The organism is Bartonella sp. AU55XJBT, from assembly GCF_028618525.1.
This window is the reverse complement of the sequence record NZ_JAQITC010000005.1, coordinates 36,651-62,776: the sequence shown is the minus strand read 5'-3', so window position 1 is coordinate 62,776 and position 26,126 is coordinate 36,651. Positions and strand designations below refer to the sequence as shown.

Genomic DNA, 26,126 nt, shown 5'->3' with positions numbered 1-26,126 from the left:
CTGAAAATTTTCTAAAATTTCAAATATCGTATAAATGATTGACATAAAAATATTTCGGAAAAAACAATCAAGTGTCAACAGCTCTCAAAGCCGTAACATATGGCACTTTACATGACATTCTTGAGTTTCTTTATCAAATAAAATGGATTTATAGAACATCCTTTTTTACGAATAATCATTCATGCAAAAAATATGAATATTTGATGATAAAAATGTTTTTCTTTAATAAGTCATGGCTTTATAAAAAACAAAATACCATTTACTATAAATTCGCAATCGTATTTAAAAAAAACCTCACAGCACTCATCGCCCGCATTTCACGACAGTCCTCATGGAGAGTAAAGTGGGCATATTATTTTTATTTAAATAATAAGATGCAAGCCTGTACCACAAAACAAGATATAAATTAACACCACCATATTATTTTCTTTCTATGAATGTTGCAACAGCTTGCATTTCAGACAATTTATAAAAATCTCTTTATAGCTTGTCTTCAATAATCTTCATCCACCAATGCCACCTTCCAATTGTGATGTGCAAGAGGACAGCTTTCATTGATTTAACACTAACAGATTTAACAAGTAAAAATCTTAAAATATTATTCAAATTGCAAAGGTAGATTATCTATATGAATTGATATATTGGTCTTAGATTTATCTTATTATGAATTTATTGAAAATATGTATGACTATTTTATCCATGGAGAGACCATCATTATCTTTTTGAAGAAAAATTTTTGATATAGTATTTAAACTGTTTTTTCCGCAAACAGTTCTTTGTAAACGTTTCCAATTGCGGTGGCTTCCTTCTCCAAAGGAAAGTGCGTACGAACATGGGTTAAAGCTTTCTTTCCGGCTGCCAATGTTTTTTCTACATCCGCAAAATAAGGTTCAATGGCTGCCGTTAAAGCTTCTCCATCTCCTACTTTAACCACCAGTCCTGTTCCTTTCACCACCAATTCTTTAAAAATTCCGACATCACTGGCTACCACAGCTGTTTGTGATGCCATTGCCTCTAATGGTGTTAAACCAAAACCTTCCAAACGAGTAGGTGTTACATAAAGCGATAATCGACGATACCACAAAGGTGTATCTAGAATCTCACCAAGGAAAATAATGCGATCTTCCAGACCAGCTTTAGCAATCTTTTGGCGTAATTCTTTTTCAAAATGATAATGTTGCTCTGTGGTACGACCAGCGATAAGTGCTGTCCACTCCGGGTAGCGTGGCAATAATGCTATCATGGAATCAACAAATAAATCTGTTCCCTTTGAGCTGCGCACACGCCCAAAACACCCTACCGCATATTTTCCTGGAAATCCCGAAGAAGAAAAACAATCATCAAGAGTCTGTGGTGGTGAAAAGCGCTTCACGTCCACCCCATGCATAATAACCTTATGAGGCACTTCTAGATAAGCGCCCGTATGTGTACTGGTAGCAATAACCCTATCCATACGGCGAATCAACCATTTTGTAAAAGGCTTATGATGACGTTGTGAAGCCGATGTAAAAATAAGTTTCAGCTTCATTTTCAAGATATCGCGCAAAAAGATCCCACAAAGCATCTCAATATTACGCCTTGCGTGCCAAATACGAAACGACTTCCCTTTCGGACTTCGCCAAAGTCCGAAAAGGTCCCTAAAGGCAAGAGCCGGCAATTTTTTTGGTAATCCAAAGCCCAAGGTGGCTATACGCATCCCCTGTTGACGTTGCAGTGGAATGAGCTGAATAATCGTAGATGTTACTCCCGATAAACGCCTTTTAAAGTGAGGCGCAATAATCTCAGTTTCTTCCAAAGACACACGCATAACTATTTAGATATTTAAATGTACTGAACCTTAATGATTTCGTAATTATGCGCACCACCGGGCGCATTCACTTCAATCACATCACCTTCTTGCTTACCAATAAGTGCACGTGCAATCGGTGAAGAAATAGAGATTTTACCAATCTTTACATCGGCTTCTTGATCCCCTACGATCTGATATACCTTTTTTTCTTCAGTATCCTCATCCAAGAGTTTAATGGTCGCTCCAAATTTTATTTTGTCTCCTGAAAGACGCGAGACATCGATAACTTCTGCCCGCGCGATATAATCTTCAAGCTCATTTATACGACCCTCATTATGACTTTGTGCTTCTTTAGCAGCGTGATACTCGGCGTTTTCTGACAAATCACCATGGGCACGCGCCTCAGAAATTGCTTCTATAATTCGTGGACGTTCCTGTTGTTGACGCCAACGCAACTCTTCTTTAAGACTTTCAAAACCAGCTGTAGTCATCGGAACTTTTTCCATAATCCGTCCCTTTCTATTACACGGAAGGTTTAATAAAAATACAAAAAACGGCTTCCAAAATTACTTTTGGAATCCGAAAACTACGATCTTTTTCATTATATAGCACAGTATCCCTATTTTCCATATAAAAATAAATAAAGGGAACAAAACATGCACTAATAGTATTTAAAACATCTCATTTTGGTGTTTAAAACGTTAAACTTCGCTCTCCTCTTTTAAGTCTCATAAAGAAGAAAGAATTGTAATTTTTTTTGTTTTATCATAATCTAGCAACAGAAATCATATGGGATATCAAAGAGAGAAGGATAATTTCTAAAGAAATTCTTTGTAGAAAAATGAAAAAAATTGTCATTTTTTTTATGTTTGGCTCTTTCTTTTTAGCCACGACAATATCTAAAGCAGCAGATGCCTTTGTGACAACAAATCTTAATTTTAGAACAGGACCTAGCACTCAGTATGCAGTTTGTGGCTTAATTTCTGCTGGAGAATTGGTTTTTGTTAAAAACTGTGAAGGAAGTTGGTGCCATATCCGACATAACGCTCAAATAGGTTGGGTATCATCGCGTTATCTTTCATTTAAAGATGGCAATGACCTCTATCACACATACACAATGTCTTTAGTTCCCCAAAAGACCACTTATGATTATTCTCCATAACAACCATGATAACTTATGCCCTCTTGAAGATCATCATGGCAAGAATGCAATAATATCCCACGAGCGACCACAAATATGCCCCTCCAAAGAAACATTTCAAAGAATTCGTCTCATAGAAAAAACTTTATCAATATGCTCATGAAAGCACTAGTAAACCAAAACAAATCTGTTCAATAACGTTTTGCTGTTCTCGTAATGAAATTGTAAAAATTAGTACTCTCTTTAAATCACCAGCACTTTTTTATCAAAGGATACAACAATGAAAAATGGTGTTACTGCAACCGTAGAAGCTCTTTCTGCTCTCATTGCTTCAGGTAATCCTCTTTTTAAAAATGGTGTATTATGGACACCTCATCGCCCGACTCATCCTGAAAAATCTGAAGGTGGTATTCCGTTTCAACTCGAAACATCCTTTAAACCGGCGGGAGATCAGCCTCAAGCCATTAAAACTCTGGTTGAGGGAATTAAAAAAGATGAACGTACACAAGTGCTTTTGGGGGTTACTGGCTCAGGCAAAACCTATACGATGGCAAAAGTCATTGAAAAAACACAACGTCCAGCTCTCATCTTAGCCCCCAATAAAACGCTTGCCGCACAACTTTACGGAGAATTTAAAAACTTTTTTCCTCACAATGCTGTCGAATATTTTGTTTCTTATTACGACTATTATCAACCCGAAGCCTATGTTGCGCGCTCAGACACTTATATTGAAAAGGAATCCTCTATTAATGAACAAATCGACAGGATGCGCCATGCTGCAACACGCGCCGTCTTAGAGCGCGATGACGTTATCATTGTCGCATCTGTCTCCTGTATCTATGGAATTGGTTCCGTAGAAACCTATACGGCTATGACCTTCCAAATAGAAAAAGGGGACAAACTCAATCAACGAAAATTCCTAGCTGATTTAGTTTCTCAACAGTATTATCGACAAGACATTAATTTCATTCGTGGTTCCTTTCGTGTACGAGGTGATACCATTGAAATTTTTCCTGTTCACCTTGAAGATCGTGCTTGGCGTATCTCACTTTTTGGTGATGAAGTAGAAAAAATTACCGAATTTGATCCTCTAACAGGACAAAAAACAGATGACCTTCAATCTATTAAAATTTATGCCAATTCACATTATGTAATACCGCGTCCAACCTTAAATCAAGCAATGAAATTGATCAAACGAGAACTCATTCAACGTCTTGATGAATTGAATGCAGCCGGTCGTCTTCTAGAAGCACAACGCTTAGAACAGCGTACAATTTTTGATTTAGAAATGTTAGAAACAACGGGTTCATGTCCTGGAATTGAAAATTATTCACGTTATTTAACAGGACGAAATCCTGGTGAACCACCACCAACCTTATTCGAATATATTCCACTCAATGCTCTTGTTTTTATCGATGAAAGCCATGTCACGATTCCCCAAATTGGTGGCATGTATCGCGGTGACTTTCGCAGAAAAGCCACTCTAGCAGAATATGGTTTTCGCCTCCCTTCCTGTATGGACAACCGTCCTTTGCGCTTTGAAGAATGGGACGCTATGCGCCCACAAACAATTGCTGTCTCCGCAACACCTGGACGCTGGGAAATGGAACAATCCCATGGTGTTTTTGCTGAACAAATTATCCGCCCAACTGGGCTTGTTGATCCAGAAACAGAAGTTCGTCCAGCACGCACTCAAGTTGATGATGTTGTCAATGAAATTCGTAAAACAATTCAAAAAGGCTACCGTACATTGATCACGGTCCTAACCAAGCGTATGGCCGAAGATTTAACGGAATATCTCCACGAACAAGGTATTCGCGTACGCTATATGCATTCCGATATTGATACGTTAGAGCGTATTGAAATTCTTCGTGATCTGCGGCTTGGTACCTTTGATGTCCTCATTGGGATCAATCTCCTTCGAGAAGGTTTGGATATTCCAGAATGCGGTTTTGTTGCCATACTAGATGCCGATAAAGAGGGTTTTTTGCGCTCAGAAACATCGCTCATACAAACCATCGGTCGTGCCGCACGCAACGTAGATGGTCGCGTTATTCTTTATGCCGATACAATGACAGGCTCTATAGAACGTGCTTTGCAAGAAACACAAAGACGTCGAAAAAAACAAATAGCCTATAATAAAAAGCACCATATCACACCAACCAGTATCAAAAAAAATATTGACAATATTCTCAATGCAAGTAGTGAAAACCATCAAACTCCTACAAATATTCCTGACTTTATCACGCGAAGTAATATGGCTCACAACAATTTAGCCAGCCATATTCAATCTTTGGAAAAATCAATGCGTGAAGCAGCAGCCGATCTTAATTTTGAAGAAGCAGCACGCCTTCGTGATGAAATAAAACAACTCCAGAAAATAGAACTCGCAATCGCGGATGATCCCTTAAAATAGTACAGAAAATACCCCACTCGCGCTTCCATTAACTCTTAAGTGACACAAATATTGATCACGAAAGTTCACTCATAGATACCAACGTTTTGAAAAATAAAGAAAAAATACGCCAAACAAATAATCTAAAAATCTCAAAGATTCTCAAATAAACGCTGAATTTGTGAATGCCCACGCGAAACACTCACAAACAAAACATACTTTATACTTCAATAGAAATTGTCTTATATAAAAAAATAAGGATCCCTTAAAAAACTTAAAATATGAATCTTTTTAGAAAATTTTTTCTTAATTTAAATATGTTATACTCGAAAGTTATAAGATTTAAAAAAATCTAAATTCTCAATCAATAATAATAAATTAAAGAAAATATTTTCTATGACCCCCAAAATTTATTTATAAACATAATTTATCGTTTTTTATAGTGCATAAGAACCAAAAGTGCCGTACGATCTCTTCTTAAAAAAAAGATTATCACCTCTTCTAAACTATCTCAATACCAAAACTGATCGTAAAATGAAGAACTCATAAATATAATGATATCATCCCCCCCTGTATTTTTATAAGTGTAAAGATGATGCTGTATACCATTCATGAGCAATATGCTGAAATGAGATTGAGAACAACAAAAAATTCTAGGAAACATATCAATAATATTACGGTGAAATAAATACGGAAACCTAATTGTAAAAATCTTTACAATAACCATTTGCTCTTTTCGGTAAGAAGATTGCAAATCCTTGAAGAAAAGCACATTGCTTACTCATTTTTCTTCCATGTCTACTGAAAAAAATATAAGCATATCCCCTTATTATAAAAGTATAAGTTTATGATAACATTAATGATATTTTTGATTCATATTTTTATTTTTTTAGGTTATACGTAATCATATGATACAAGAATTTTCTATCCAATAAAAAGTTTTTTTACTTTTGTAAAAATAAGATTTTATAAAATGATTTTTGTCAATCAATATCAATAGAATATTTTTTATGAAAAAGGATCTTTATTCTTTGTTTATTTGATCGTTATTTGTCAACCAAATAGCTCTTTATTCGTTTTGTCAAAATAAAATCAAAAGTTGTTCAGATTATATTCAGTTTGTCACGTGTATGATGTGAAAAAATATGGATTTAAGTTAAGGAGTGTCGCTATGAGAAGATCGAGTAAATTAGCGGTGTTATCAGTGGTATCAATGGCAACTGTTTTTGTCCCATTAAGCACAGCGCTTGCCGATATGAAATGGAAGCATAGTGAAAATCATATTGAGAAGCAGATAAATGATATGAGAAGAAATATGGATAAACAAATGGGGGATATGAGGAACGGAATGCATTCCTATTTTCCTTCTTATCATTCTAACAGCCATTCTACTTTTGAAAGACATCACTCTTCTCATACGCACCCCTACCATCATGGTGACCATAAAAGGCGAGAACATAATCGTCATCATGTTGAACGCAAAATATATCGTTATGTTGAACGCAAAAAGACAACACATCATCATATATATGAGCATCATCTGACGCGCGATAACTCAGGAGATGCTTTAGCAGCAGGCATTCTTGGTCTCGCAGCTGGAGCAATTCTTGGCAATGTTTTGAAAAAACCAGAACAGCCACAAATTATCTATCAACCCGTTCCACAAAGACAGGTCGTGTATCAAGAAGTTCCGCAAGAGATGTATCAACAAGTTCCTGAAACCCAAATCATTTATGAATCTCAATCAACAGTCACATACCAGACACTCCAGCAACCATGGACTCGTAGCTGGCTTCAATATTGCAAGAAAAAGTACCGTTCATTCAATCCCCAAACAGGTACTTTTCGAGGCTATGATGGGCAAGACCATTTTTGTTATGCTCCATTGAACTAACATCTTTGCTTTGGCTTAGAAAATTTTAAGTAACCTCAAAACGCTTTAAAGCGTTTTGGGGGTTATGTCCTTAAATCTTGAAGAAAAGGATTCCGCTGACGCTCATAACCTATATAGCTTCCAGGACCATGCCCACAGATAAAACGAACATCATCCCCTAAAGGTAAAACTTTTTCTCGAAGTGATTTCATCAATTTTTCATGAGAACAAAAAGGAAAATCTGTACGTCCAATAGAACCACGAAAGAGAACATCACCAAGTAAAGCGAAACGTTCTTTTTCATTAAAATAAATAACATGACCAGGAGAATGCCCTGGTGTATGAAAAACCCTAAATACATGTTCAGCAAAATGGACACTATCGTTATCTTCTAACCATTGATCAGGAAGACACACAGAAGCATCCGTGATACCATAGCTTCTTGCACTCTCAACCACAGAATCCATCACAGGCTTATCATCGCAATGTGAACCGATAATTTTAACGCCCAATGCTTCTTTTGCTTGCATTGCCGCTCCCACATGATCAAAATGACCATGTGTTATCCAAATCGCTTCAACGGTAATACCCTCCTTTTTAATGACTTCTTGAATTAGAAGCCAATCTCCACCAGGATCCACTAAAACCCCTACTTTTTGTTCCTTATCAAAAAGCAGAGTGCAATTTTGCTGAAAAGGCGTAACCGGAATAATATGTGCACTAAAATGACTCATGAAATCCTTTATTTAAAGTAAATCTTTTTGAAGCTTACCTTCTTCAAGCTTACAAGGAACATTCCCTTTTTTCTATAGGATAGCCTGCTCGACAGCTTTGTGCAACTTATGTAAAGTTAAATTTTTTGAAGAAATAATTTAAAGGTTTTGAAGAATGACCAATCACGTTCAAGTTTTGTGTGACGATGCCCCTCACCTTCTTGTAATTGATGATGATACACGTATTCGCAATCTTTTATTTCAGTTTCTTATTAACAATGGATTTCGTGTTTCAATTTCAGCCAATGCTAATGAAGCAAGACGACTGTTGGCACGTTTAGACTTTGATCTTCTTATCGTTGATGTCATGATGCCTGGCGAAAACGGTATCAACCTTACCCATTCACTCCGCCAAACAAAAGAGGTTCCTATCCTCATGCTAACAGCTTTATCAGAAACAGACAGTCGTATCCGTGGATTAGAAGCAGGCGCAGATGATTATCTGGCTAAGCCATTTGATCCTCGTGAACTTCTCCTTCGCATCAACGCCATTTTACGACGAGGTCTGCCCCTTAGCCAACCAAAAATTGAGCAAATCGTTTTTGGGCCTTATATATTTTCAATTTCACGGCGCGAACTCAAAAGGGGAGGAGAAATTATTAAATTAACCGATAAAGAACAAAAAATGATGGTCATTTTTGCCGAAAATGCAGGGAGCATCATTCCGCGCCATCAATTTGCAATGGATGACAAAACTATCGGTGAACGTGCTATTGATGTACAAATCAACCGTCTTCGTCGTAAGATCGAAAGAAATCCAGCACTGCCCATATGGCTCCAAACCGTGCGAGGAATAGGGTATAAACTCTCAATTGAATAGGCACACGCAAAAATGATCAAACCTTTAAGATTTTTTTTTCGATGGTTAACGAAAAAGATGCCTAAACGGCTTTATGCTCGCTCTTTGATCATTATTATCGCTCCCATGGTACTTCTGCAAACGGTCATTGCTTACGTCTTTATGGAACGTCATTGGCAAATGGTAACTGAGCGTCTTTCAACAGCTGTCGTACATGATATTTCAGCCATTATTGATATTATTGAGACATATCCGCAACAAGATAATTATGAAGATATCAAGCGTATTGCACAACAACGTATGGGATTAAACATTTCTATTCTCTCTCCTGCCCCCTTACCCCCTCCAGGACCTAAGCCATTTTTTGCAATTCTTGATTATTTTCTCAGTGAAGAAATCACCCGCCAAATTAATCGCCCCTTCTGGATTGATACCGTAGGGGATTCTGATCTTGTTGAAATCCGTATCCATCTTGGTCACAACATCTTGCGCGTCTTTGCTCCACGCAGCCAAGCTTATGCTTCCAACACCGCTATTTTTTTGAGCTGGATGGTAGGAACAGCCCTTGTTTTATTGCTGATAGCAATTTATTTCTTGCGCAACCAAATCAAACCCATTCAACAATTGGCTGAAGCGGCTGAAAGTTTTGGACGTGGTCGTCCTTTACCAAAAGGATTTCAACCACAAGGAGCCGATGAAGTTCGTCGTGCTGGCATTGCTTTTTTACGCATGCGCGAACGTATTGAGCGGCAAATAGAACAACGCACTATGATGCTCTCAGGTGTAAGCCATGATTTAAGAACTATTCTTACACGTTTTAAACTTCAGCTAGCATTAGCAAATACCGATTTTGATATTAAACCGCTTGAGCAAGATGTCAGTGATATGCAAAATATGTTAGAAGATTATCTTGCTTTTGCCCGTGGTGAAGGAAGTGAAAGTGTCAAGACCTTTGATTTAAATGCTCTTATGCAAAAATTCTCCGCTGATGCTCATCTTCACAAACGTCAATTTTCTTACACCATTGAAGGCCCTACACAAATACAAGTACGCCCCCGTGCTTTTACACGCTTAGTCAGCAATCTTGTCTCAAATGCATTTTGTTACGGCATGACCATTAAACTAACAGCTAACTCTCAACAGGAATCTTTTATATTGATCATCGACGATGATGGACCTGGAATTCATAAAGATATGCGTACAGAAGTTTTTAAGCCATTCTTTAGACTTGATAAAGCTCGTAATCAAGATGCAAGTGGAACAGGACTTGGTCTTTCTATTGCCCAAGACATAGCACGCAGCCATGGTGGCAATATACAACTCGATGAGAGTCCTCTTGGGGGAGTACGCGCTATTCTTGATATCCCCCTATGAGCAATCTTTCAGCAAACCATCTGTAAAAAATAACAGGCTTGATATTTTAAGCATTCCCTACAGTTTCAAACAAAGTGTATTGCAATGCCTTGTAAGCGCTTTCCCCCGATAAAGCCACCATCTGAAAGGCAACATAATGGCTTTCACAGGCTTTAAGTGCGTGTATCAACAATGTTTCAACCTGTATATGAGATGGATGCACTCCGCCAGCCAAAAGAAGACCTTGCCGATAAATAACAGAATTATTTCTTTGCCAGTAATCAAAATGTCCCAACAACAACTTTTCATTAATCGCGAGCAATAAGCGTTGTATTTCAGCTGTTCGAGCATTTTCAATAGAAAGATCAAATGAACAAGCCAAATGAAGTGCTTCATGCTCTTCCATCCACGAAAAAGCAAGACGATAATTTGCCCGTTTTCCTTCCACACAAACGCTAATTTCATCTTGTGCATTCCGCTCAAACGACCAATCATATTCACAGGCAATCTGTTCGATAAAATCAACAGGATGCTCTTTTCTTTCTGTGGCGCAAAATGCAAGCCTCATCACAATCCTCAATCATCTTAAAACATTGTCAACAGAATATAAACGGCTTAAATTGTAACAATATTTTGTTACAATCAGAACCTTTACACCAAACAAATACACATTAAAAACATCGACACTACACACCCCCCCAGAACACAATCGCGCTCTTTAGGGCAACCTGATAATCATAAAACGAATCATCAAGTCTTTTCAGTGTATTGATACAATTTCATAGCGCCAGCCCCCCTGATTCAAAAAAATGTATTTTACCCCAAAAAAAAATTAAAAATAAACAAATGCTCCCCTCTAACAGACTCAAGATTAAGCATTTTTTAGTTTCACGCATCATATTGAAAAATTGGGGATATTTTTTTGAAAATTCTTTTTTTAGAAAAACTATTTTACTTTTTTTCGTGTCTGCTTTTTTTCTAAATCATCTTCTTCTAAATCATCAAGACGCCTTTTCAAATCAGCATTATCAGCATGGACTTTCAGCACCATCTCTTTAAAGGTCTCAAATTCTTCGCGTGAAACAAGATCAAGTTTGTTGGCTATCTTTTCAGCCTGCACACGAAAAGCTGTTCCAGCTTCACGTCGTATACCTTGCACGACGTCAGCGGCATCTGTTGCTAATTTTGCTAATTCATCAAGAATACGGTTTGATCCATTACGCATAACATTTTTCCTTAAATTTTAATATTGAGGCACGCATTATAGCGTATTCTCATAACATTTAGATACTGTAATTTGTTCCTTTTATCCTATTTTTACCTATTATGCCGATTTTTCATGACGAGTTTGTTTTAAAATTTTTATATTCTTTTTATCGCCGTAATTTTTTACCACAATAAACGAGTAGAAATCTGTTACCCTTTCTGACTTATCATCTTCCTGACTTGACCATTGTGCATTCATCTGTCATTCCTTGCCATCAGAGTCACTTCATATCCATCTTATATAATGTAAAGTGCTTAATTCATGAACAATCTTGTCTGTCCAGCCATTGCTTTTCCGTCTTTTCTTGATCCTGTCATTATCCAACTAGGACCCATAATGCTTCATTGGTATGGTCTTGGTTACGTCGTGGGTATTCTTTTTGCTTGGTGGTATGCGCAAAAATTATTTAAAAAACCATCTTTATGGCATAAAAACCACCCTCCTATGGATAAAGAGAAGATCGGAGATTTTGTTGTCTGGTCTGCCATAAGTGTTGTTGTTGGAGGGCGTTTAGGACAAGTCCTTGTATGGGATCCTCTTTATTACTTTAGCCATCCAAGTGCTATCATTGCTGTATGGGATGGGGGGATGTCTTTTCACGGTGGTCTTATTGGCATTATCATTGCAATGATTTTATTCGCCCGTAAAAATAACATAAACATACGAGTGATGTTTGATATCATTGCTGCCGGTGCCCCTATCGGTATTGGCATTGTACGAATCTGTAATTTCATCAATCAAGAATTATGGGGTAACGTTACCACGCAACCTTGGGCAGTTTGTTTTCCCCTAGATCCTTACTATTTACCACGCCATCCAAGCCAACTTTACGAAGCATTTATGGAAGGATTTCTTCTCTTCATTCTTCTCTTCATTGTTATTTTTGCCTTCAAAGCATTCAAACGCCGTGGGACTGTATCAGGAATATTTATTATGGGCTATGCAATAGCACGCAGTATCTCAGAAGTTTACCGTGCTCCCCAAGAAGATCCAGAATGGTTCTCGACCCTTTTCCATTCTATAGGCTTTACCTATGGCATGGCTTTATCTCTTCCCATGCTTCTTTTAGGATTTTATCTCCTCCTTCAAGCATTTAAAGATAAATCTACCGAAAATGACATCCCTCAAAGAAAAAATTAAAGAAATCATCGCATCTCATGGCCCCATTACTGTCAGTGAATATATGACATTGGCGCTCACAGATCCTCAATTTGGCTATTATCAAACACAAACACCTTTTGGACGCACTGGTGATTTCATAACAGCACCCGAGGTAAGCCAATTATTTGGAGAAATGATTGGCATTTGGCTTCTTGCAAATTGGAATGCTCATGGTTGCCCTCACCCTTTTATTCTCGCGGAAATAGGACCAGGACGTGGAACTTTGATGGATGACATTTTGCGAACCATCCAAAAGCTTTCTACAACAGCATTTAATGTTGCTGAAATTTTTCTGATCGAAATAAGTAAGAAACTTGCAAAAGAACAAAAAAAACGCCTTTTCTCTTATCAAAAACAAATCCATAGCATTGCAAATTTAAATCAAATTCCTTCAAAACCTCTCTTTCTCATTGGTAATGAATTCCTCGATACACTTCCCATAAACCAATATATTAAAATCGATGGTGAATGGAGAGAACGCCGCATCACAAGCAATAAAGATGGAGATTTCATCTTTATTGCTGCCCCGCATAAACTTTCCTCTTCTTGTCTACAAACCTATTGCTCTGAAGTCCCTGATGGAACAATTTTTGAACATGCTCCCTTACGACATCAATTCATACAACAAATCAGTCATCATTTAGTGCAAGTCACAGGCTCTGTTTTGCTTATCGATTATGGTGCGTGTGATCTTGCCTTTGGCGATACCTTGCAAGCACTCTCAAAACATAAATTTCGGGATGTTTTTGATGCCCCTGGTGAACATGACTTAACATCCCATGTTGATTTTTCTTTTTTAAAAAATATAGCTCTTGAACAGGGCTGTTTTGCTGAAATCTTAGAGCAAGGAGAATTTCTTTTTAAAATGGGGCTCATGGAGCGTGCAAAACAACTTGGAATGGGAAAAAGCGTTTCCTTACAAGACAAAATCCGCCAAGATATCGAACGGCTCGCTGGCCCAGATCAAATGGGAAAACTATTTAAAGTTTTACATTTCAGTGATAAAAATATATCTATACCTCCCCAATTTTAATGATCGACAATTGTGTCAATAAGCATATCATTCTCTGAAATGTTCGTCGACAAATAGGAACATCACTCCACCATTCAAATAACCCCATAAGGAACTTTTATGAAGCCTATCCCTCATCCCATCCTTGCAAAAAATCTCTCTACTTTACACACCCATGGGATAAAACATGGATTTTTTACACGTCAAGCTGGTGTTTCAAAAAACTTTCATAGCTTTAATGTCAGAAAAAGATCAAATGACCAACCTGAACATATTGTACAAAATCGTCTTTTAATCGCTGATTATTTTAGTGTTGAGGTACAAAATTTAGTCACGGTCAATCAAATACATTCTTCTGATGTCATCGTCGCTCATCAGCCAATTATCGGTGCCCCCCCTAAAGCAGATGCTCTTGTGACAACCATACCTGGTCTCGTTATTGGGGTTCTTACAGCAGATTGTGGCCCAGTACTGTTTGCTGATCCACAAGCTGGGATCATTGCCGCAACACATGCTGGCTGGCGCGGAAGCTTAAATGGAATTATTGAGAAAACAATTGCTGTTATGGAAAAACAGGGAGCCAAAAGACAATCAATAATAGCAGCCCTTGGACCTTGTATTGGACCACACCACTACGAAGTAACACGTGAATTTTACAACCAATTTATTGAATGTCATAGTAAATTTCAAAAATATTTTTTAAAAACAGAAAAAGTCAATCACTTTCATTTTAATCTATGGGCATTTATTATCAATCAACTCAAAGAAGCAGGCGTTAATGCTTCTTGTGTAGAGCTTTGTACCTATCAAGATGAACAGCGCTTTTTTTCTCATCGGCGCGCTATACACCGCAACGAACCGGATGATGGAAGACAAATTTCTGCTATTATGTTGAAATAATATTTCTTTCCACACAAAAAGATCAAAACCTCAAATAAAATAATGTCGATAAAATAAGTACGCTTTTTTCTACAATGCTTTTTCATAAAAATTCTTATTGGCGTCACAAAACACGAAAACTGTCGCAATGAGAAATAAAACGAACTCTTCTTTTCAACGTTTGATTATAATGACCTTTAACACATAATTATTTAAACATAAAATAGTATTGAAGCTGTTTTTTAAATCAAGTAATTGAAGAAAACAGCGAAAAATACCCAAAAATAAAAAAACATGATACGCGTCACAATCCGCAAAAGCATCCTTAGAACAAGTAATATATAAAATTTATAGAGCTAAAAAATATTTTTCTATCGCAGATCCTCCCGTACAAATAAACGACAACCTTTGTTTTTTCTTAACAATTTCAAGAATCAACTTTACAGGGAACAAAAATTTGGGAAAAAGAGAAAACATACCGCATAGCTCTTTAACAATAATCAATAAAATTGTAAGGCTTTTGTAATTGTTTTCTTGCAATTTAATAAAAAGAAATTAAAAACCGTGTCGCATTCCTACCATGATTATTCAGAGGTTCTACTATGAAACTTTTCTGCGGAAATTCTAATCCACGCCTAGCTGAAGATGTTACAAATTATTTGAACATCCCCTTAGGCAAGGCAACAGTAAAGCGCTTTGCTGATCAAGAGATTTTCGTAGAATTGCATGAAAATGTACGAGGACAAGATGTGTTTGTTTTGCAATCTACATCTTATCCTGCAAATGATCATTTAATGGAATTGCTCATCATGATTGATGCCCTTCGTCGTTCTTCTGCGCGTCGTATTACAGCTGTCATCCCCTATTTTGGCTACGCCCGCCAAGATAGAAAACCTGGACCACGGACTCCCATTTCTGCAAAACTTGTTGCCAACCTGATTACTGAAGCAGGCGCCCATCGCGTTTTAACATTGGATCTTCATGCAGGACAAATTCAAGGTTTTTTTGATATCCCTACGGATAATCTCTATGCTGTTCCTGTCATTTCTCGCGATGTCAAAATGCATTATTCTCTTGAAAATGTTATTGTTGTTTCACCTGATGTGGGTGGTGTGGTCCGCGCTCGCTCACTCGCCAAGCGCTTGAACAGTTTGCTTGCTATTGTTGATAAACGTCGTGAACGTCCAGGTGAATCAGAAGTTATGAACATTATTGGAGATGTATCGGGGAAAGATTGTCTTCTGCTGGATGATATTGTTGATTCTGGTGGAACTTTATGCAACGCAGCAAGTGCTCTCTTGAAACACGGTGCCAATAGTGTCACGGCTTATATCACGCATGGTGTTCTTTCTGGGAATGCAATCGAACGCATCACCCATTCAGAAATGAAAGAATTGGTTATTACAGATTCAATTATGCCAACAGGAGCCATTGAGAAAGCCCATAATATTCGCGTTTTGCCCATTGCCGATCTCATTGGAGAAGCAATCGCCAGAACAGCAGCAGAGCAATCCGTTTCCAGCCTATTTGGTTAAAGTGGTTCTTTGGGATCTCCTGGTGCTGTTTCGACACCAAGATCAGGAAATGCAACAATACGTTGACCACTAAAATGCGTATGAATAACAATGAGGCCGCGTTCTTCAAAGTAGGTTAAAAGCCGACGTGCACGACTTAGAGAGTGTGTTCCATAAAGACGGGCTAAAAATGCATCAGATGGGCATGGCTTTCCACCCAATGCGGACTGTGCCACATTCAAGAAGACTCCTTGAACATCGTCTTCCAAACTTTCTGATATCTGCAAAATATATTTCCAATGTTCACTGACAGCTGTTTGTTCATCGACAAAAGCTTGAGCAATCGCCAATTTACGCCGAAATTGTGAAAGATTAAAAGGAACCTTAGACATACCATGGATACGGCAACGAACCGAAAAATCTTGATAAAGCACCGCTGTTGAACGATAAAAAGCCTCAGGATCTTCAAGAATTTCCCGAATAACATGTTCTGCTTGACTATTACGCTCAACATCAGAAAGTTCAGAAAATAAACTTAGATTTTCTTCTAAGTCCTCTTGTTTTTTATGCACCATCTCCCCTAACATTTCGTGCATTGATTTTTCTCTCACAGGCTCTCGTATTTGTTTAAATGGCGTTAAAATTTCCTCTGGTGAAGCCGTAAAAACGAGTTCTTTTGCATCTATGTTCTCTGTTGGAAGTGGCATTAATTTAGGACTAGAAGAGCGTGCTAAAGTTTCAACCGAACCAATGATAATTGGTAAGGGACGTCGTGATAAAGCAGGACCTAAAGCGATAAAATGTCCCCGCTCCAGATCTCTAAACATTTCCGCTTGACGACGCTCCATCCCTAAAAGATCAGCCGCACGCATCATATCAATATCTAAAAAAGTCCGCCCTATTAAAAAATTTGAAGCTTCAGCAGCAACATTTTTGGCAAGCTTAGCCAAACGTTGTGTTGCAATAACACCAGCAAGACCACGTTTACGTCCTCGACACATAAGATTGGTCATAGCGCTCAGAGAAATTTTACGCGCTTCATCGGAAACTTCTCCTGCCGCAGTTGGAGCAAACAATTGTGCTTCATCGACAACGATAAGCATAGGATACCAATAATCACGTTCCACATCAAACAGTGCTCCAAGAAAAGCTCCTACAGCACGCATCTGTTGTTCGGTATCCAACCCTTCAAGATTAAATACCACCGAAACCCGATGTTGCCGAATGCGATGGGCAATACGCGTCAACTCTAATTCACTCCGTTGAGCCTCTACAATAACATGACCAAATTTATCGGCCAAAGTTATAAAATCCCCTTCTGGGTCAATCACACAGTGCTGCACCCACTTAGCACTTTGTTCTAAAAGACGGCGTAAAAGATGTGATTTCCCTGAACCGGAATTCCCTTGTACAAGAAGACGTGTCGCCAATAATTCTTCCAAATCCAGAAGCGCTGGCATCGATTTATGCAAAGCACGACTTTCTGACATCTCACCCAAGGCAATCTCAACCTTCATAACATCTCCAGTATTTGATTTTAAACATATCAGCGCCTATTGGTTGATTCTCCATCCGCACCGCAATTTGTAACATTTCCTCCTTTTTAACGGTAGAAATCATCGATTTTTCCCACAACTCTTGCATCTGTGAAGAGTTTGAATTATAGAACAAGCTTCTACGTAGACACCCTTGGAGGCAACGTAGAATGGAGCAATCGCTGTTTTCTAGCGCATATCTTCATATCCATGCAAAAACTCTTATTGTTTTTGCAGGATCTCCAATCATGTAAAAAGGACTTAAATTATGAGTAAAAGCTACACTCTTAAGGCCGAAAAACGCGAGCGGGTTGGTAAGGGGTCCTCCCGTGAACTTCGCCGCAACGGTCTTATCCCTGCTGTCATTTATGGTGAAAAACAACCTCCTTTGGCAATAACAGTTCCCTATAAAGAAATTTTCTACAAAATCCACGCCGGTGGCTTTCGGACTACCATTGCAACAATTATTCTCGACAAGCAAAAAATTATGGTCTTGCCAAAAGATTACCAATTGGATCCTGTGCGTGACTTTCCACTCCATGTTGATTTCTTACGCATTTCAGCAAAATCCGTTGTAGAGGTGAATATCCCTGTCCACTTCCTCAATGAAGATACAGCACCTGGACTTAAAAAGGGTGGTGTCCTCAATATTGTTCGGCACGAAATTGAATGTACGGCTCCGGCCAATGCCATCCCTGAAGCCATTGAAATTGACCTCTCCAGCTACTCTATTGGTGATTCTATTCACATTTCAGCGGTGCAACTACCAAAAGATGTGACACCCATCATCCAAGATCGGGACTTTACCATTGCAACCATTGCAGCGCCTGCGAGCATGGATATCAGTGATGAAACTTCCGAACAAGAAAAGGATGAAGATGAAGCGCAAACTTCATAAAACTCAACAGGCGGGAATTTTTCCCGCCTTCATTTATGAGACGTATACTCCCCTTACACTTTGACTGAAGGTACATATGTGGCTTATTGCTGGTCTTGGCAATCCTGGTTCGCAATATCAAAATAACCGCCATAATATCGGTTTTATGGTTGTCGATGCTATTTATCAGTCCTTTTCTTTTTCTCCATGGTCGAAGAAGTTTCAAGCAGAAATCTCCAGTGGTTTTATAAATAATGAGAAAATTTTTCTTATAAAACCGCAAACTTTCATGAATCTATCGGGTCAAGCTATTGGTGAAGCTTTGCGATTTTACAAATTAGATTTAAAGAATTTGATCATTATTTATGATGAGTTAGACCTATCACCGGGAAAAGTCCGTATAAAAATTGGGGGAGGAAATAATGGACATAATGGTGTTAAGTCTATTGATGCCCATTGTGGTACCGACTATTGTCGTATACGTATAGGTATTGGTCATCCTGGAAGTAAAGAATTTGTTCATCAGCATGTTCTAGGAAATTTTACCAAATCTGATCAAGAATGGTTGTTCCCTCTCTTAGATACCCTTGCAAAAAATATTGCTCTCCTCATAAAAGGTGAGACCTCTCTCTTTATGAATGAAGTTTCACAAACGATAAAAAATAAGAACTTACCCTAGTCGTTTATTTCTATTATTGGCAAAAAATCAACGCTTCTCTATAAGACCTTTTATATAATATATTGATTTATAAAAATTAATTGTTTTTTTAAGCTGAATAAAAACGCCAAATATCATAAGATTTATTACAAATCTATTGATAGTGAAACAATCCAAACCCATGAACCTCATGAATCTACACCTCACAAATCGAAGACATATTGATAAAAGCTTTTGAAAAAAGAAAGAAAAATGCTTCTTATAAACCTTCTCAAAGACAAAAACTTTTGAGAACATGAGAAGCTAGAAAATAGAATAATGATATAAGCTTGTACGTACTTTTGAAAAAGAGAGGTCTATGCTCTCATTTTGGAGCAAGAGAAGATTGAATAGAAAACCAAAATACTCAAATAGCTCTCTCTAATCTTCTCTCCCTAGAATTAAAAATCATTTGGCTGAATGGTTGACTCTAGCGGATCATAGCCTTTTGATTGTTGACTGTAAACTGTAGGCACGCTCCTATTGTTTTGCAACACCACGACGCGTGAACCAACGGGAACACGATCATAAAGATCAATAATATCTTGATTGAGCAAACGGATACACCCGCTTGAAATAGCATGCCCTATTGACCAAGATTCATGTGAGCCATGAATACGGAAAAGCGTATCTTTCCCATTTTTGAAAAGATAAAGCGCTCGCGCCCCCAATGGATTATCAGGTCCTGGTGGCATTCCTTTCCCCAAATGACCATAACGCTCTGGTTCTCGAGCCATCATTGCTGCTGTCGGAGCCCAATTTGGCCAGCGACGTTTGCGCTGTACAACCCCCTCACCTTCAAATGCTAGGCCTTCCTTACCGACACCAATCCCATAGCGTAAAGCTTTTCCATTTTCACCAATAAGGTAAAGAAAACATTCTTGTGTATCAATAACCAACGTTCCAGGTGGATAAGCTGTATAATAAATCACTTCTTGTCGCCAAAACTTTGGATCAATTGTTGCAAGATTAACAGCAGGTAACGGATAAGTTTCATTCGTTACAGGACCGTACAAAGCCTGTATTTCTGGTGGAATGTATCGAGCTTGTTGCAAAGAAGCCGATGACATATCTGAGTGACGTGTAGCACATCCAGCCAAAGCTAAAAGTGCTGTAATTAAAAAGGCACAACGAGATAACACTCTTCTATTTTCTCCGATTAAACTATTTATGCAGATTTGCGTACCATGAAAAACTTAGCACATTATTAACATTAATTCGAAATTTTCTTATCCTTGAAACTAAGAAGATCATTAAGATAAGAAGAACTTTAAAGGGTAAAAAAAGCAGATTATTTATTGCTGTAGACATTTTTCTCACTTCTCGCAATACAAAGACTATAACTCTTATGAAAATATGCTATAAAAAATTTTATCTTGAGCATAAAATCAACAGAAAAGAAAGATTCTCATGGGCTTTAAATGCGGTATTGTTGGATTACCTAATGTTGGAAAATCAACCCTCTTTAATGCATTAACAAAAACAGCCACTGCACAGGCTGCCAATTATCCTTTTTGTACCATTGAACCCAATACCGGTGAAGTTGCTGTTCCAGATTTACGAATGGAAAAAATTGCATCAATCGCTGGTTCAAAAGAAATTATTCCTACTCGCATTAATTTCGTTGATATTGCGGGGCTTGTACGAGGCGCTTCAAAAGGTGAAGGTTTAGGAAATAAATTTTTAGCTAATATTCGCGAAGTCGATGCCATTATCCACGTTTTACGCTGTTTCCAAAATGAAGATATTACCCACGTAGAAGGACGTATTGATCCTATTTCTGATGCAACAACAGTTGAAACTGAACTCATGCTGGCGGATCTAGAAAGTCTTGAGAGAAGAATCGTACAAATCCGTAAACGGGCAACTGGAAAAGACAAAGAAGCTCTCACAATTCTCCCCGTTATGGAAAAAGCATTAAATATCCTGCAAAAGGGAAACCCTGTCCGATTATTACTCAAAGATATCTCTTCTGAAGAACAACACATTTTAAAGAGTTTAAATCTTCTCACTTCTAAGCCTGTACTTTATGTTTGTAACGTAAGCGAAAATGATGCCGCTCATGGAAATAACTTTACCCAAGCAGTTGAAAAAATGGCAATAGAGCACAATGCGCAAAGCATTATCATTTCTGCATCTATCGAAGCGGAAATCACGCAACTGGATGATGCTGAAGCATCAGAATATCTCGATGCTCTAGAGCTCTTTGAACCAAGTTTAAATCGCCTTATTCGCGCTGGTTATCATTTACTTGATCTCATTACTTACTTCACCTGTGGACCTAAAGAAACACGAGCATGGACAATTACGCGTGGTACAAAAGCTCCCCAAGCTGCCGGCGTTATTCACTCCGACTTTGAGCGCGGCTTCATTCGTGCCCAAACGATTAGCTACAATGACTATATTGCTCTGGGAGGAGAAAGCGGTGCAAAAGAGGCAGGCAAAGCACGCGATGAAGGAAAAGAATACATTGTGCAAGATGGCGATATCATGTTATTTAAACATAATACTTAAATCTTTAATCTCTCTTAATATTTTATCTTGAAGACTTTATAATAAGTCTATAGAAGGGTGTTGCAAAAACTCCCAAGTTCTTCTGAACTAAAAATCCGGTTGCTACCATATTATTATGGTAGCAACTTTTTTATCAATTAAAGAATGAAAATATACAATTAGCGCATCCAATGCCCTTCATATTTAAATGTTGGAGCATCTTTTAAAGAATCCTTTGTCGCATTTGTAATAAGTTTCCACTTACCATAATCATTTGTCATCTGGATTGTTTCTGGAGAAACGACCACATAACTCTCCCCTATGCCAAGAAAACCGCCAACAGCAATCACAAACCCCGCAATATTATTTTCACGTATAATAATATCTTTTACTTCACCAATATTTTCATCTTCTATATTATAGACATCGGCGCCTATAAGACTGGAAGCGACAAAATCCGTTGCTAAAGGTGTTACATAGCGCACAGACTTATCGATCCCCACCTGTACAATACCCGTTGAAGAAATTATTTCAGGTTTAGAAGGCACTTCAAAAGACTGAGCATAAGTACTAGAAACCATCAAAATTGACATGAGAGTAGTACATACAATTTTTTTCATTTTAACATCTCCGTTTTTACTTTGCTTTTACTTTATAAAAACTCAATGCATCATAAACAGATTTGTTCCTTATGCTCTTTATACTTTTTACTCTTTCAAGCGCAATCACTTTATCCTTTTATCTTTATTTTATCTTCTGTTTCTTTCTCTAAATGACACCAAATACGATTTTTTAAAATATAAACAAGCCCTGCAAAAATAATTAAAAATAAAATAACACGAAAACCGGTTTTTTTACGAATTTCCATATGAGGATCGGCCGCCCACATCAAAAAAGCAGAAACATCACGCGCGTAATGTTCAACAGTTTGAGGGGTTCCATCTTCATAAGTAACCACACCATCACTCAAAGGAGGCGCCATGGTTAAAGAATTACTGGCAATAAAATAAGGATTATACCAATAACCATCTGCAACTTCTACCTTCTTTGGTGCTTCCTGATATCCTGTTAAAAGAGCTGTAATATAATCAGGACCAGCTGTATCATAATGAGTCAAGACATCCGTAATTAAAGCAGGAAATGGCAAAGATACACCACGTGCCCGTGCTATCAATGATAAATCTGGAGGATAAGTACCATTTAAAATAAATCTTGCTTCTTCTTCATTCGCAAAAGGAGAAGGAAAATAATCCGTTGCGACCCCAGGACGTTTAAAATTTTTTCCTTCTCGATTAGGCCCATCGTGCACTTCATATTGTGCTGCTAAAGCTTTAACTTGTTCTTGATCATATCCAAGAGCTTTTAAATGGCGAAAAGCCACATATTTTAGCCCATGGCAGCTGGAACAAACTTGTTTATAAACCTTTAACCCACGCCGCAATTGCGCCTTATCATAAAACCCAAATGGCCCTGAAAAACTCCATTCTTGTTTTGTAGGAATCCGTGAGGGAAAAGAAATAAGTTCCTCCTCTTGATCCAATCGATCAGAAGCATTACTAACCCCACTCTGAACAGAGAAGCTCATAGCAATAATAATCAATCCAATAAAAACATTTACCATAGTCTCTTTTTTTCCTGTTTCAGATCTTGCATAATCGAAGAAGGAAGAGAACGACTTTTTTCAAACGTAGGCAAAACCGGCAAAATAACCAAAAAGAATATAAAATAATAAATCGTAGCCAATTGCGTCCATAAAAGAATTCTGTCACTTATTTCTCTTGACCCCAGCCAACCAAGAAAAACGACATCAAAAACCAACGCCCAAAAGAAAATTTTATAAATAGGACGATACCTTGCCGAACATATTTTAGAGCGATCTAACCACGGAACAAAAATTAACACGAGAATCGAACTGACGAAAAGAACAAAGCCCACAAAAGTTGAAGAAAAAATACCTATATCAAAAGTTATAGCACGTAGCATCGCATAAAAAGGCAAGAAATACCATTCTGGAACCACACGAAGCGGCGCCTTTAAAGGATCAGCTACGCTATAATTTTCGGCTTGCCCCATATAATCGGGCATATAAAATAAAAACCAAGCAAAAAAGATCAGAAAAACAGTAATGGCAAAAATATCTTTGATAAGTGCATAAGGCGAAAACGGTACCGTTTCCCTATCTGATTGTATCGCAAGACCCGTTGGATTTCCTTGCCCAACACAATGGATTGCCCAAATATGAAGCCCCACAAAAAGAAGTAAAATAAAGGATAAAACATAATGGAAAACATAAAAACGGTTCAATGTTGGTTGTCCTACGCCATAACCACCAAGAAGTGTTTCATGTAACCATGCTCCCACAAAAGGTATCGTTTTAAAAAGTCCTGCAATCACTGAAGCGGCTGAAATAGACATCATCCCCCAAACAAGCACATAACCAAAAAATGCGATTGCCATCATGATGATATAAATAAAAATCCCTGTGATCCACACCATTTCTCGCATATTTTTATAAGAACCATAATAAAGTCCGCGCGCCAAATGGATATAAACGGCAATAAAAAAAAACGAAGAGCCTACACTATGCCATGGACGAAAAAGCCATCCAAACTGGCCTTCACGCCGAAATCGTTCCCCCGTTTCAAAAGCCAAATGAATATCTGGAACATAATGTAGTGACAAGACAAGACCAGTCAAAAGCTGTGATAAAAGCATAAGGGTCAAAATACCACCAAATGTATAAAAGTAATTAAGATTACGCGGAACAGGAAAAATCACAAATGCATTATAAAAAAAACGAGGAAGAGGAAAACGCTTATCAAACCAACGGGCAAGAGCACTTTTAGGACAATAAGGAGGAAACCTTGTCATGACCTTATCCTATTTTGAGCAACGTATCAGAAAGAAATTGGTAAGGAGGAATAGCCAAATTATAATTTGCTGGACCTGACCGCACTCTTCCAGCGGTATCGTAAACAGATCCGTGACACGGACACAACCACCCTCCAAATTTCCCCGATTGCCCAAGTGTTACACAGCCTAAATGCGTACAAAGATTAATGACAATAAGCCAATTTTCACGCCCTTTACCGGCTGAACGTGCAAAATCCGTCGCTTCTTTTTCACCGTCAAGATTAGGATTGCGGGCTTGACGATCTTTTAGAAGACTCAAATTTGTAGCGCGCGCATCAGCAATTTCTTTTGCCGTACGGTTTCGAATAACAACAGGCTGTCCTCGCCATTTCACCGTCACCGACATCCCCTCTTCAATACCGGAAAGATCAACCTCAACAGAAGAAGATGCCAAAACAGCCTCATCTGGGCGCAACTGACGGACAAAAGGCCACGCAACAATCCCCATTCCAACTGCTCCTGCAACAGCTGTTACCAAAAACAGAAAATCCCGCCTCGTCTGCTCACCCATTGCCTTAACTTCAAAGAGACATTTGACTAAAACATCTTTTTATCATACCCTCTCCCATTGTACAATGCTTGGATCAGTCCGTTGTCTTAACTCATAAAATACCCCTGTAAAAAACTTCTACTCTTTGTATGATGGATACAAAAATCTTGCTTAATGATAATTTATCATTCTACAAAGTGAATGAGAAACTCAAATACCGTAAGTTTCTTGTATTTCAAATCTCTGGTCCTATTTAATCAATCAAAACCCTTCCCTTGCCTGATAAAAACCGAAACCCTTAAAGAAAAAACTTTCTTGTTATGGTCAAATCTCCGTCCCAATGAAGAATCCAACCTCATTAAGCATCCTCCTTTTTACCATAATGAACCAATCCATTTCATGTATTGCTAAATCAGAAGAAATCCAAAATCATCAGATTCCCTCTTATCTCAAAAAAAATCTTTGACCGTAACTTTTTCCCTAAAATTTAAAGTGCATAAAAACTAAATGCAAAAATCATATATTTTTCGACTATATTTTTTCGAATAAATTACGGCGCTTCTTTACAAAGTTGAAAAAAATCATATTACAGAGAATATGACACTTCATATAGCACTTTTCCAACCTGATATTGCTGGTAATACCGGAACGATTTTACGTCTTAGTGCTTGTTTTGGTTTACATGTGCACATTATTGAACCCGCAGGCTTTAATCTGTCGGACCGCAATCTCAAACGTGCAGGATTGGATTATCTCGAATATGCTTCCTTAGAACGACACATTGATTGGCAACATTTTATAAGTTCCATGAAACACTTTAACCGTCGTCTGTTGCTTTTGAGTACAAAAGCAAAAACATGCTATACGCAGATATGCTATCAAAAAAATGATGTTTTACTTTTTGGTCGTGAATCAGCTGGTGTTCCCGATTATGTTCATGAAGCTGCCGATTATACATTGAAAATCCCCATGCAACCACAGGCCCGTTCTCTCAATCTTGCCATGAGTGTAGCCATAACAACAGGAGAAGCACTGCGCCAAATTGGTTATCATGAAGGAAACTGTAATCTATAAAAATACAACAATTCTATCAAAACTTTAATAGAATGATTCAATTCCCCTCATAGTAAAAGTCCATTGGATATCCCCCTCTTTATGCTCTCAC

At 37.9% G+C, this 26,126-nt stretch carries 25 protein-coding genes; 13 read left to right on the top strand and 12 right to left on the bottom strand.

Features of this window, described 5'->3' with window-relative positions; translation table 11 throughout:
- Nucleotides 1-748 precede the first annotated feature (748 nt).
- Entirely contained in the window at nt 749-1,807 is a 1,059-nt protein-coding gene (locus PVV70_RS03770) for a glycosyltransferase family 4 protein (protein ID WP_273757959.1), read from the bottom strand.
- Nucleotides 1,808-1,821: 14 nt separating this feature from the next.
- A complete protein-coding gene (gene greA, locus PVV70_RS03765) occupies nt 1,822-2,295 on the bottom strand; it encodes a transcription elongation factor GreA (protein WP_005773808.1) in 474 nt (157 codons plus the stop codon).
- Between the two features lie 335 nt (nt 2,296-2,630).
- On the opposite strand from greA, the gene PVV70_RS03760 reads away from it, so the two are divergent.
- From PVV70_RS03760 to PVV70_RS03750, 3 genes are all read left to right on the top strand, one after another.
- On the top strand, nt 2,631-2,951 hold the full coding sequence (locus PVV70_RS03760; protein ID WP_273757958.1) for an SH3 domain-containing protein: 321 nt from the start codon (nt 2,631-2,633) through the stop codon (nt 2,949-2,951).
- A gap of 259 nt (nt 2,952-3,210) precedes the next feature.
- Complete coding sequence (uvrB, locus tag PVV70_RS03755) at nt 3,211-5,346, top strand: excinuclease ABC subunit UvrB (protein WP_273757957.1); 2,136 nt, start codon at nt 3,211-3,213, stop codon at nt 5,344-5,346.
- A 1,150-nt stretch (nt 5,347-6,496) separates the two neighbouring features.
- Nucleotides 6,497-7,219, top strand: coding sequence for a BA14K family protein (locus tag PVV70_RS03750; RefSeq protein ID WP_273757956.1), 723 nt, complete (start codon nt 6,497-6,499; stop codon nt 7,217-7,219).
- A gap of 62 nt (nt 7,220-7,281) precedes the next feature.
- Here PVV70_RS03750 and PVV70_RS03745 read toward each other — a convergent pair whose 3' ends face one another.
- Complete coding sequence (locus PVV70_RS03745; RefSeq protein WP_273757955.1) at nt 7,282-7,932, bottom strand: MBL fold metallo-hydrolase; 651 nt, start codon at nt 7,930-7,932, stop codon at nt 7,282-7,284.
- 154 nt (nt 7,933-8,086) lie between these two features.
- Here PVV70_RS03745 and PVV70_RS03740 point away from each other — a divergent pair, with 154 nt between their 5' ends.
- Both PVV70_RS03740 and PVV70_RS03735 read left to right on the top strand, forming a co-directional pair.
- On the top strand, nt 8,087-8,791 hold the full coding sequence (locus PVV70_RS03740) for a response regulator (RefSeq protein WP_273757954.1): 705 nt from the start codon (nt 8,087-8,089) through the stop codon (nt 8,789-8,791).
- Between the two features lie 12 nt (nt 8,792-8,803).
- Nucleotides 8,804-10,144 carry an ATP-binding protein gene (locus PVV70_RS03735; protein WP_273757953.1) on the top strand — a complete coding sequence of 447 codons (1,341 nt, stop codon included), beginning with the start codon at nt 8,804-8,806 and terminating at the stop codon, nt 10,142-10,144.
- A 46-nt stretch (nt 10,145-10,190) separates the two neighbouring features.
- Here the strand turns inward: PVV70_RS03735 and PVV70_RS03730 are convergent, their stop codons facing one another.
- The 3 genes from PVV70_RS03730 to PVV70_RS03720 all read right to left on the bottom strand — a co-directional run bounded on the left by PVV70_RS03730 (nt 10,191) and on the right by PVV70_RS03720 (nt 11,588).
- Nucleotides 10,191-10,691: a YbjN domain-containing protein gene (locus PVV70_RS03730; protein WP_273757952.1), complete on the bottom strand. Its 501-nt coding sequence runs from the start codon at nt 10,689-10,691 to the stop codon at nt 10,191-10,193.
- 378 nt (nt 10,692-11,069) lie between these two features.
- Nucleotides 11,070-11,348 (bottom strand): accessory factor UbiK family protein, encoded by a 279-nt coding sequence (locus PVV70_RS03725; RefSeq protein WP_273757951.1) that lies wholly within the window; start codon nt 11,346-11,348, stop codon nt 11,070-11,072.
- A gap of 99 nt (nt 11,349-11,447) precedes the next feature.
- Complete coding sequence (locus PVV70_RS03720; protein WP_273757950.1) at nt 11,448-11,588, bottom strand: hypothetical protein; 141 nt, start codon at nt 11,586-11,588, stop codon at nt 11,448-11,450.
- Nucleotides 11,589-11,651: 63 nt separating this feature from the next.
- Here PVV70_RS03720 and lgt point away from each other — a divergent pair, with 63 nt between their 5' ends.
- The 4 genes from lgt to PVV70_RS03700 all read left to right on the top strand — a co-directional run bounded on the left by lgt (nt 11,652) and on the right by PVV70_RS03700 (nt 15,977).
- Complete coding sequence (lgt, locus tag PVV70_RS03715) at nt 11,652-12,530, top strand: prolipoprotein diacylglyceryl transferase (RefSeq protein WP_273757949.1); 879 nt, start codon at nt 11,652-11,654, stop codon at nt 12,528-12,530.
- Nucleotides 12,505-13,584, top strand: coding sequence for a class I SAM-dependent methyltransferase (locus tag PVV70_RS03710; protein ID WP_273757948.1), 1,080 nt, complete (start codon nt 12,505-12,507; stop codon nt 13,582-13,584). Before lgt ends, PVV70_RS03710 begins: the two co-directional genes overlap by 26 nt.
- A 99-nt stretch (nt 13,585-13,683) precedes the next feature.
- A complete protein-coding gene (pgeF, locus tag PVV70_RS03705) occupies nt 13,684-14,463 on the top strand; it encodes a peptidoglycan editing factor PgeF (RefSeq protein ID WP_273757947.1) in 780 nt (259 codons plus the stop codon).
- A gap of 581 nt (nt 14,464-15,044) precedes the next feature.
- Nucleotides 15,045-15,977: a ribose-phosphate pyrophosphokinase gene (locus PVV70_RS03700; protein WP_273757946.1), complete on the top strand. Its 933-nt coding sequence runs from the start codon at nt 15,045-15,047 to the stop codon at nt 15,975-15,977.
- Here PVV70_RS03700 and PVV70_RS03695 read toward each other — a convergent pair.
- Complete coding sequence (locus PVV70_RS03695; protein WP_273757945.1) at nt 15,974-17,473, bottom strand: ATP-binding protein; 1,500 nt, start codon at nt 17,471-17,473, stop codon at nt 15,974-15,976. The genes PVV70_RS03700 and PVV70_RS03695 overlap by 4 nt on opposite strands.
- 286 nt (nt 17,474-17,759) lie before the next feature.
- Between PVV70_RS03695 and PVV70_RS03690 the strand changes: the two genes are divergently transcribed.
- Nucleotides 17,760-18,389, top strand: coding sequence for a 50S ribosomal protein L25/general stress protein Ctc (locus tag PVV70_RS03690; protein WP_273757944.1), 630 nt, complete (start codon nt 17,760-17,762; stop codon nt 18,387-18,389).
- A gap of 76 nt (nt 18,390-18,465) precedes the next feature.
- Nucleotides 18,466-19,047, top strand: a complete 582-nt coding sequence (gene pth, locus PVV70_RS03685) for an aminoacyl-tRNA hydrolase (protein ID WP_273757943.1) — start codon at nt 18,466-18,468, stop codon at nt 19,045-19,047.
- Between the two features lie 419 nt (nt 19,048-19,466).
- Here pth and PVV70_RS03680 read toward each other — a convergent pair whose 3' ends face one another.
- On the bottom strand, nt 19,467-20,207 hold the full coding sequence (locus tag PVV70_RS03680) for a L,D-transpeptidase (RefSeq protein WP_273757942.1): 741 nt from the start codon (nt 20,205-20,207) through the stop codon (nt 19,467-19,469).
- A gap of 268 nt (nt 20,208-20,475) precedes the next feature.
- Here PVV70_RS03680 and ychF point away from each other — a divergent pair, with 268 nt between their 5' ends.
- Nucleotides 20,476-21,579 (top strand): redox-regulated ATPase YchF, encoded by a 1,104-nt coding sequence (gene ychF / locus PVV70_RS03675; RefSeq protein ID WP_273757941.1) that lies wholly within the window; start codon nt 20,476-20,478, stop codon nt 21,577-21,579.
- Nucleotides 21,580-21,737: 158 nt separating this feature from the next.
- On the opposite strand, the gene PVV70_RS03670 is transcribed toward ychF, so the two are convergent.
- The 4 genes from PVV70_RS03670 to petA all read right to left on the bottom strand — a co-directional run bounded on the left by PVV70_RS03670 (nt 21,738) and on the right by petA (nt 24,982).
- The gene (locus PVV70_RS03670) at nt 21,738-22,178 is read right to left on the bottom strand and encodes a PRC-barrel domain-containing protein (protein WP_273757940.1); all 441 of its coding nucleotides are present in this window, start codon (nt 22,176-22,178) and stop codon (nt 21,738-21,740) included.
- A 110-nt stretch (nt 22,179-22,288) separates the two neighbouring features.
- Entirely contained in the window at nt 22,289-23,179 is an 891-nt protein-coding gene (locus tag PVV70_RS03665; RefSeq protein ID WP_273757939.1) for a cytochrome c1, read from the bottom strand.
- Complete coding sequence (locus PVV70_RS03660; protein ID WP_273757938.1) at nt 23,173-24,429, bottom strand: cytochrome b N-terminal domain-containing protein; 1,257 nt, start codon at nt 24,427-24,429, stop codon at nt 23,173-23,175. The genes PVV70_RS03665 and PVV70_RS03660 overlap by 7 nt, the downstream gene beginning before the upstream one ends.
- Nucleotides 24,430-24,433: 4 nt before the next feature.
- On the bottom strand, nt 24,434-24,982 hold the full coding sequence (gene petA / locus PVV70_RS03655; RefSeq protein ID WP_273757937.1) for a ubiquinol-cytochrome c reductase iron-sulfur subunit: 549 nt from the start codon (nt 24,980-24,982) through the stop codon (nt 24,434-24,436).
- Between the two features lie 576 nt (nt 24,983-25,558).
- Here petA and PVV70_RS03650 point away from each other — a divergent pair.
- The gene (locus PVV70_RS03650) at nt 25,559-26,035 is read left to right on the top strand and encodes a tRNA (cytidine(34)-2'-O)-methyltransferase (protein WP_273757936.1); all 477 of its coding nucleotides are present in this window, start codon (nt 25,559-25,561) and stop codon (nt 26,033-26,035) included.
- Nucleotides 26,036-26,126: the final 91 nt, after the last annotated feature.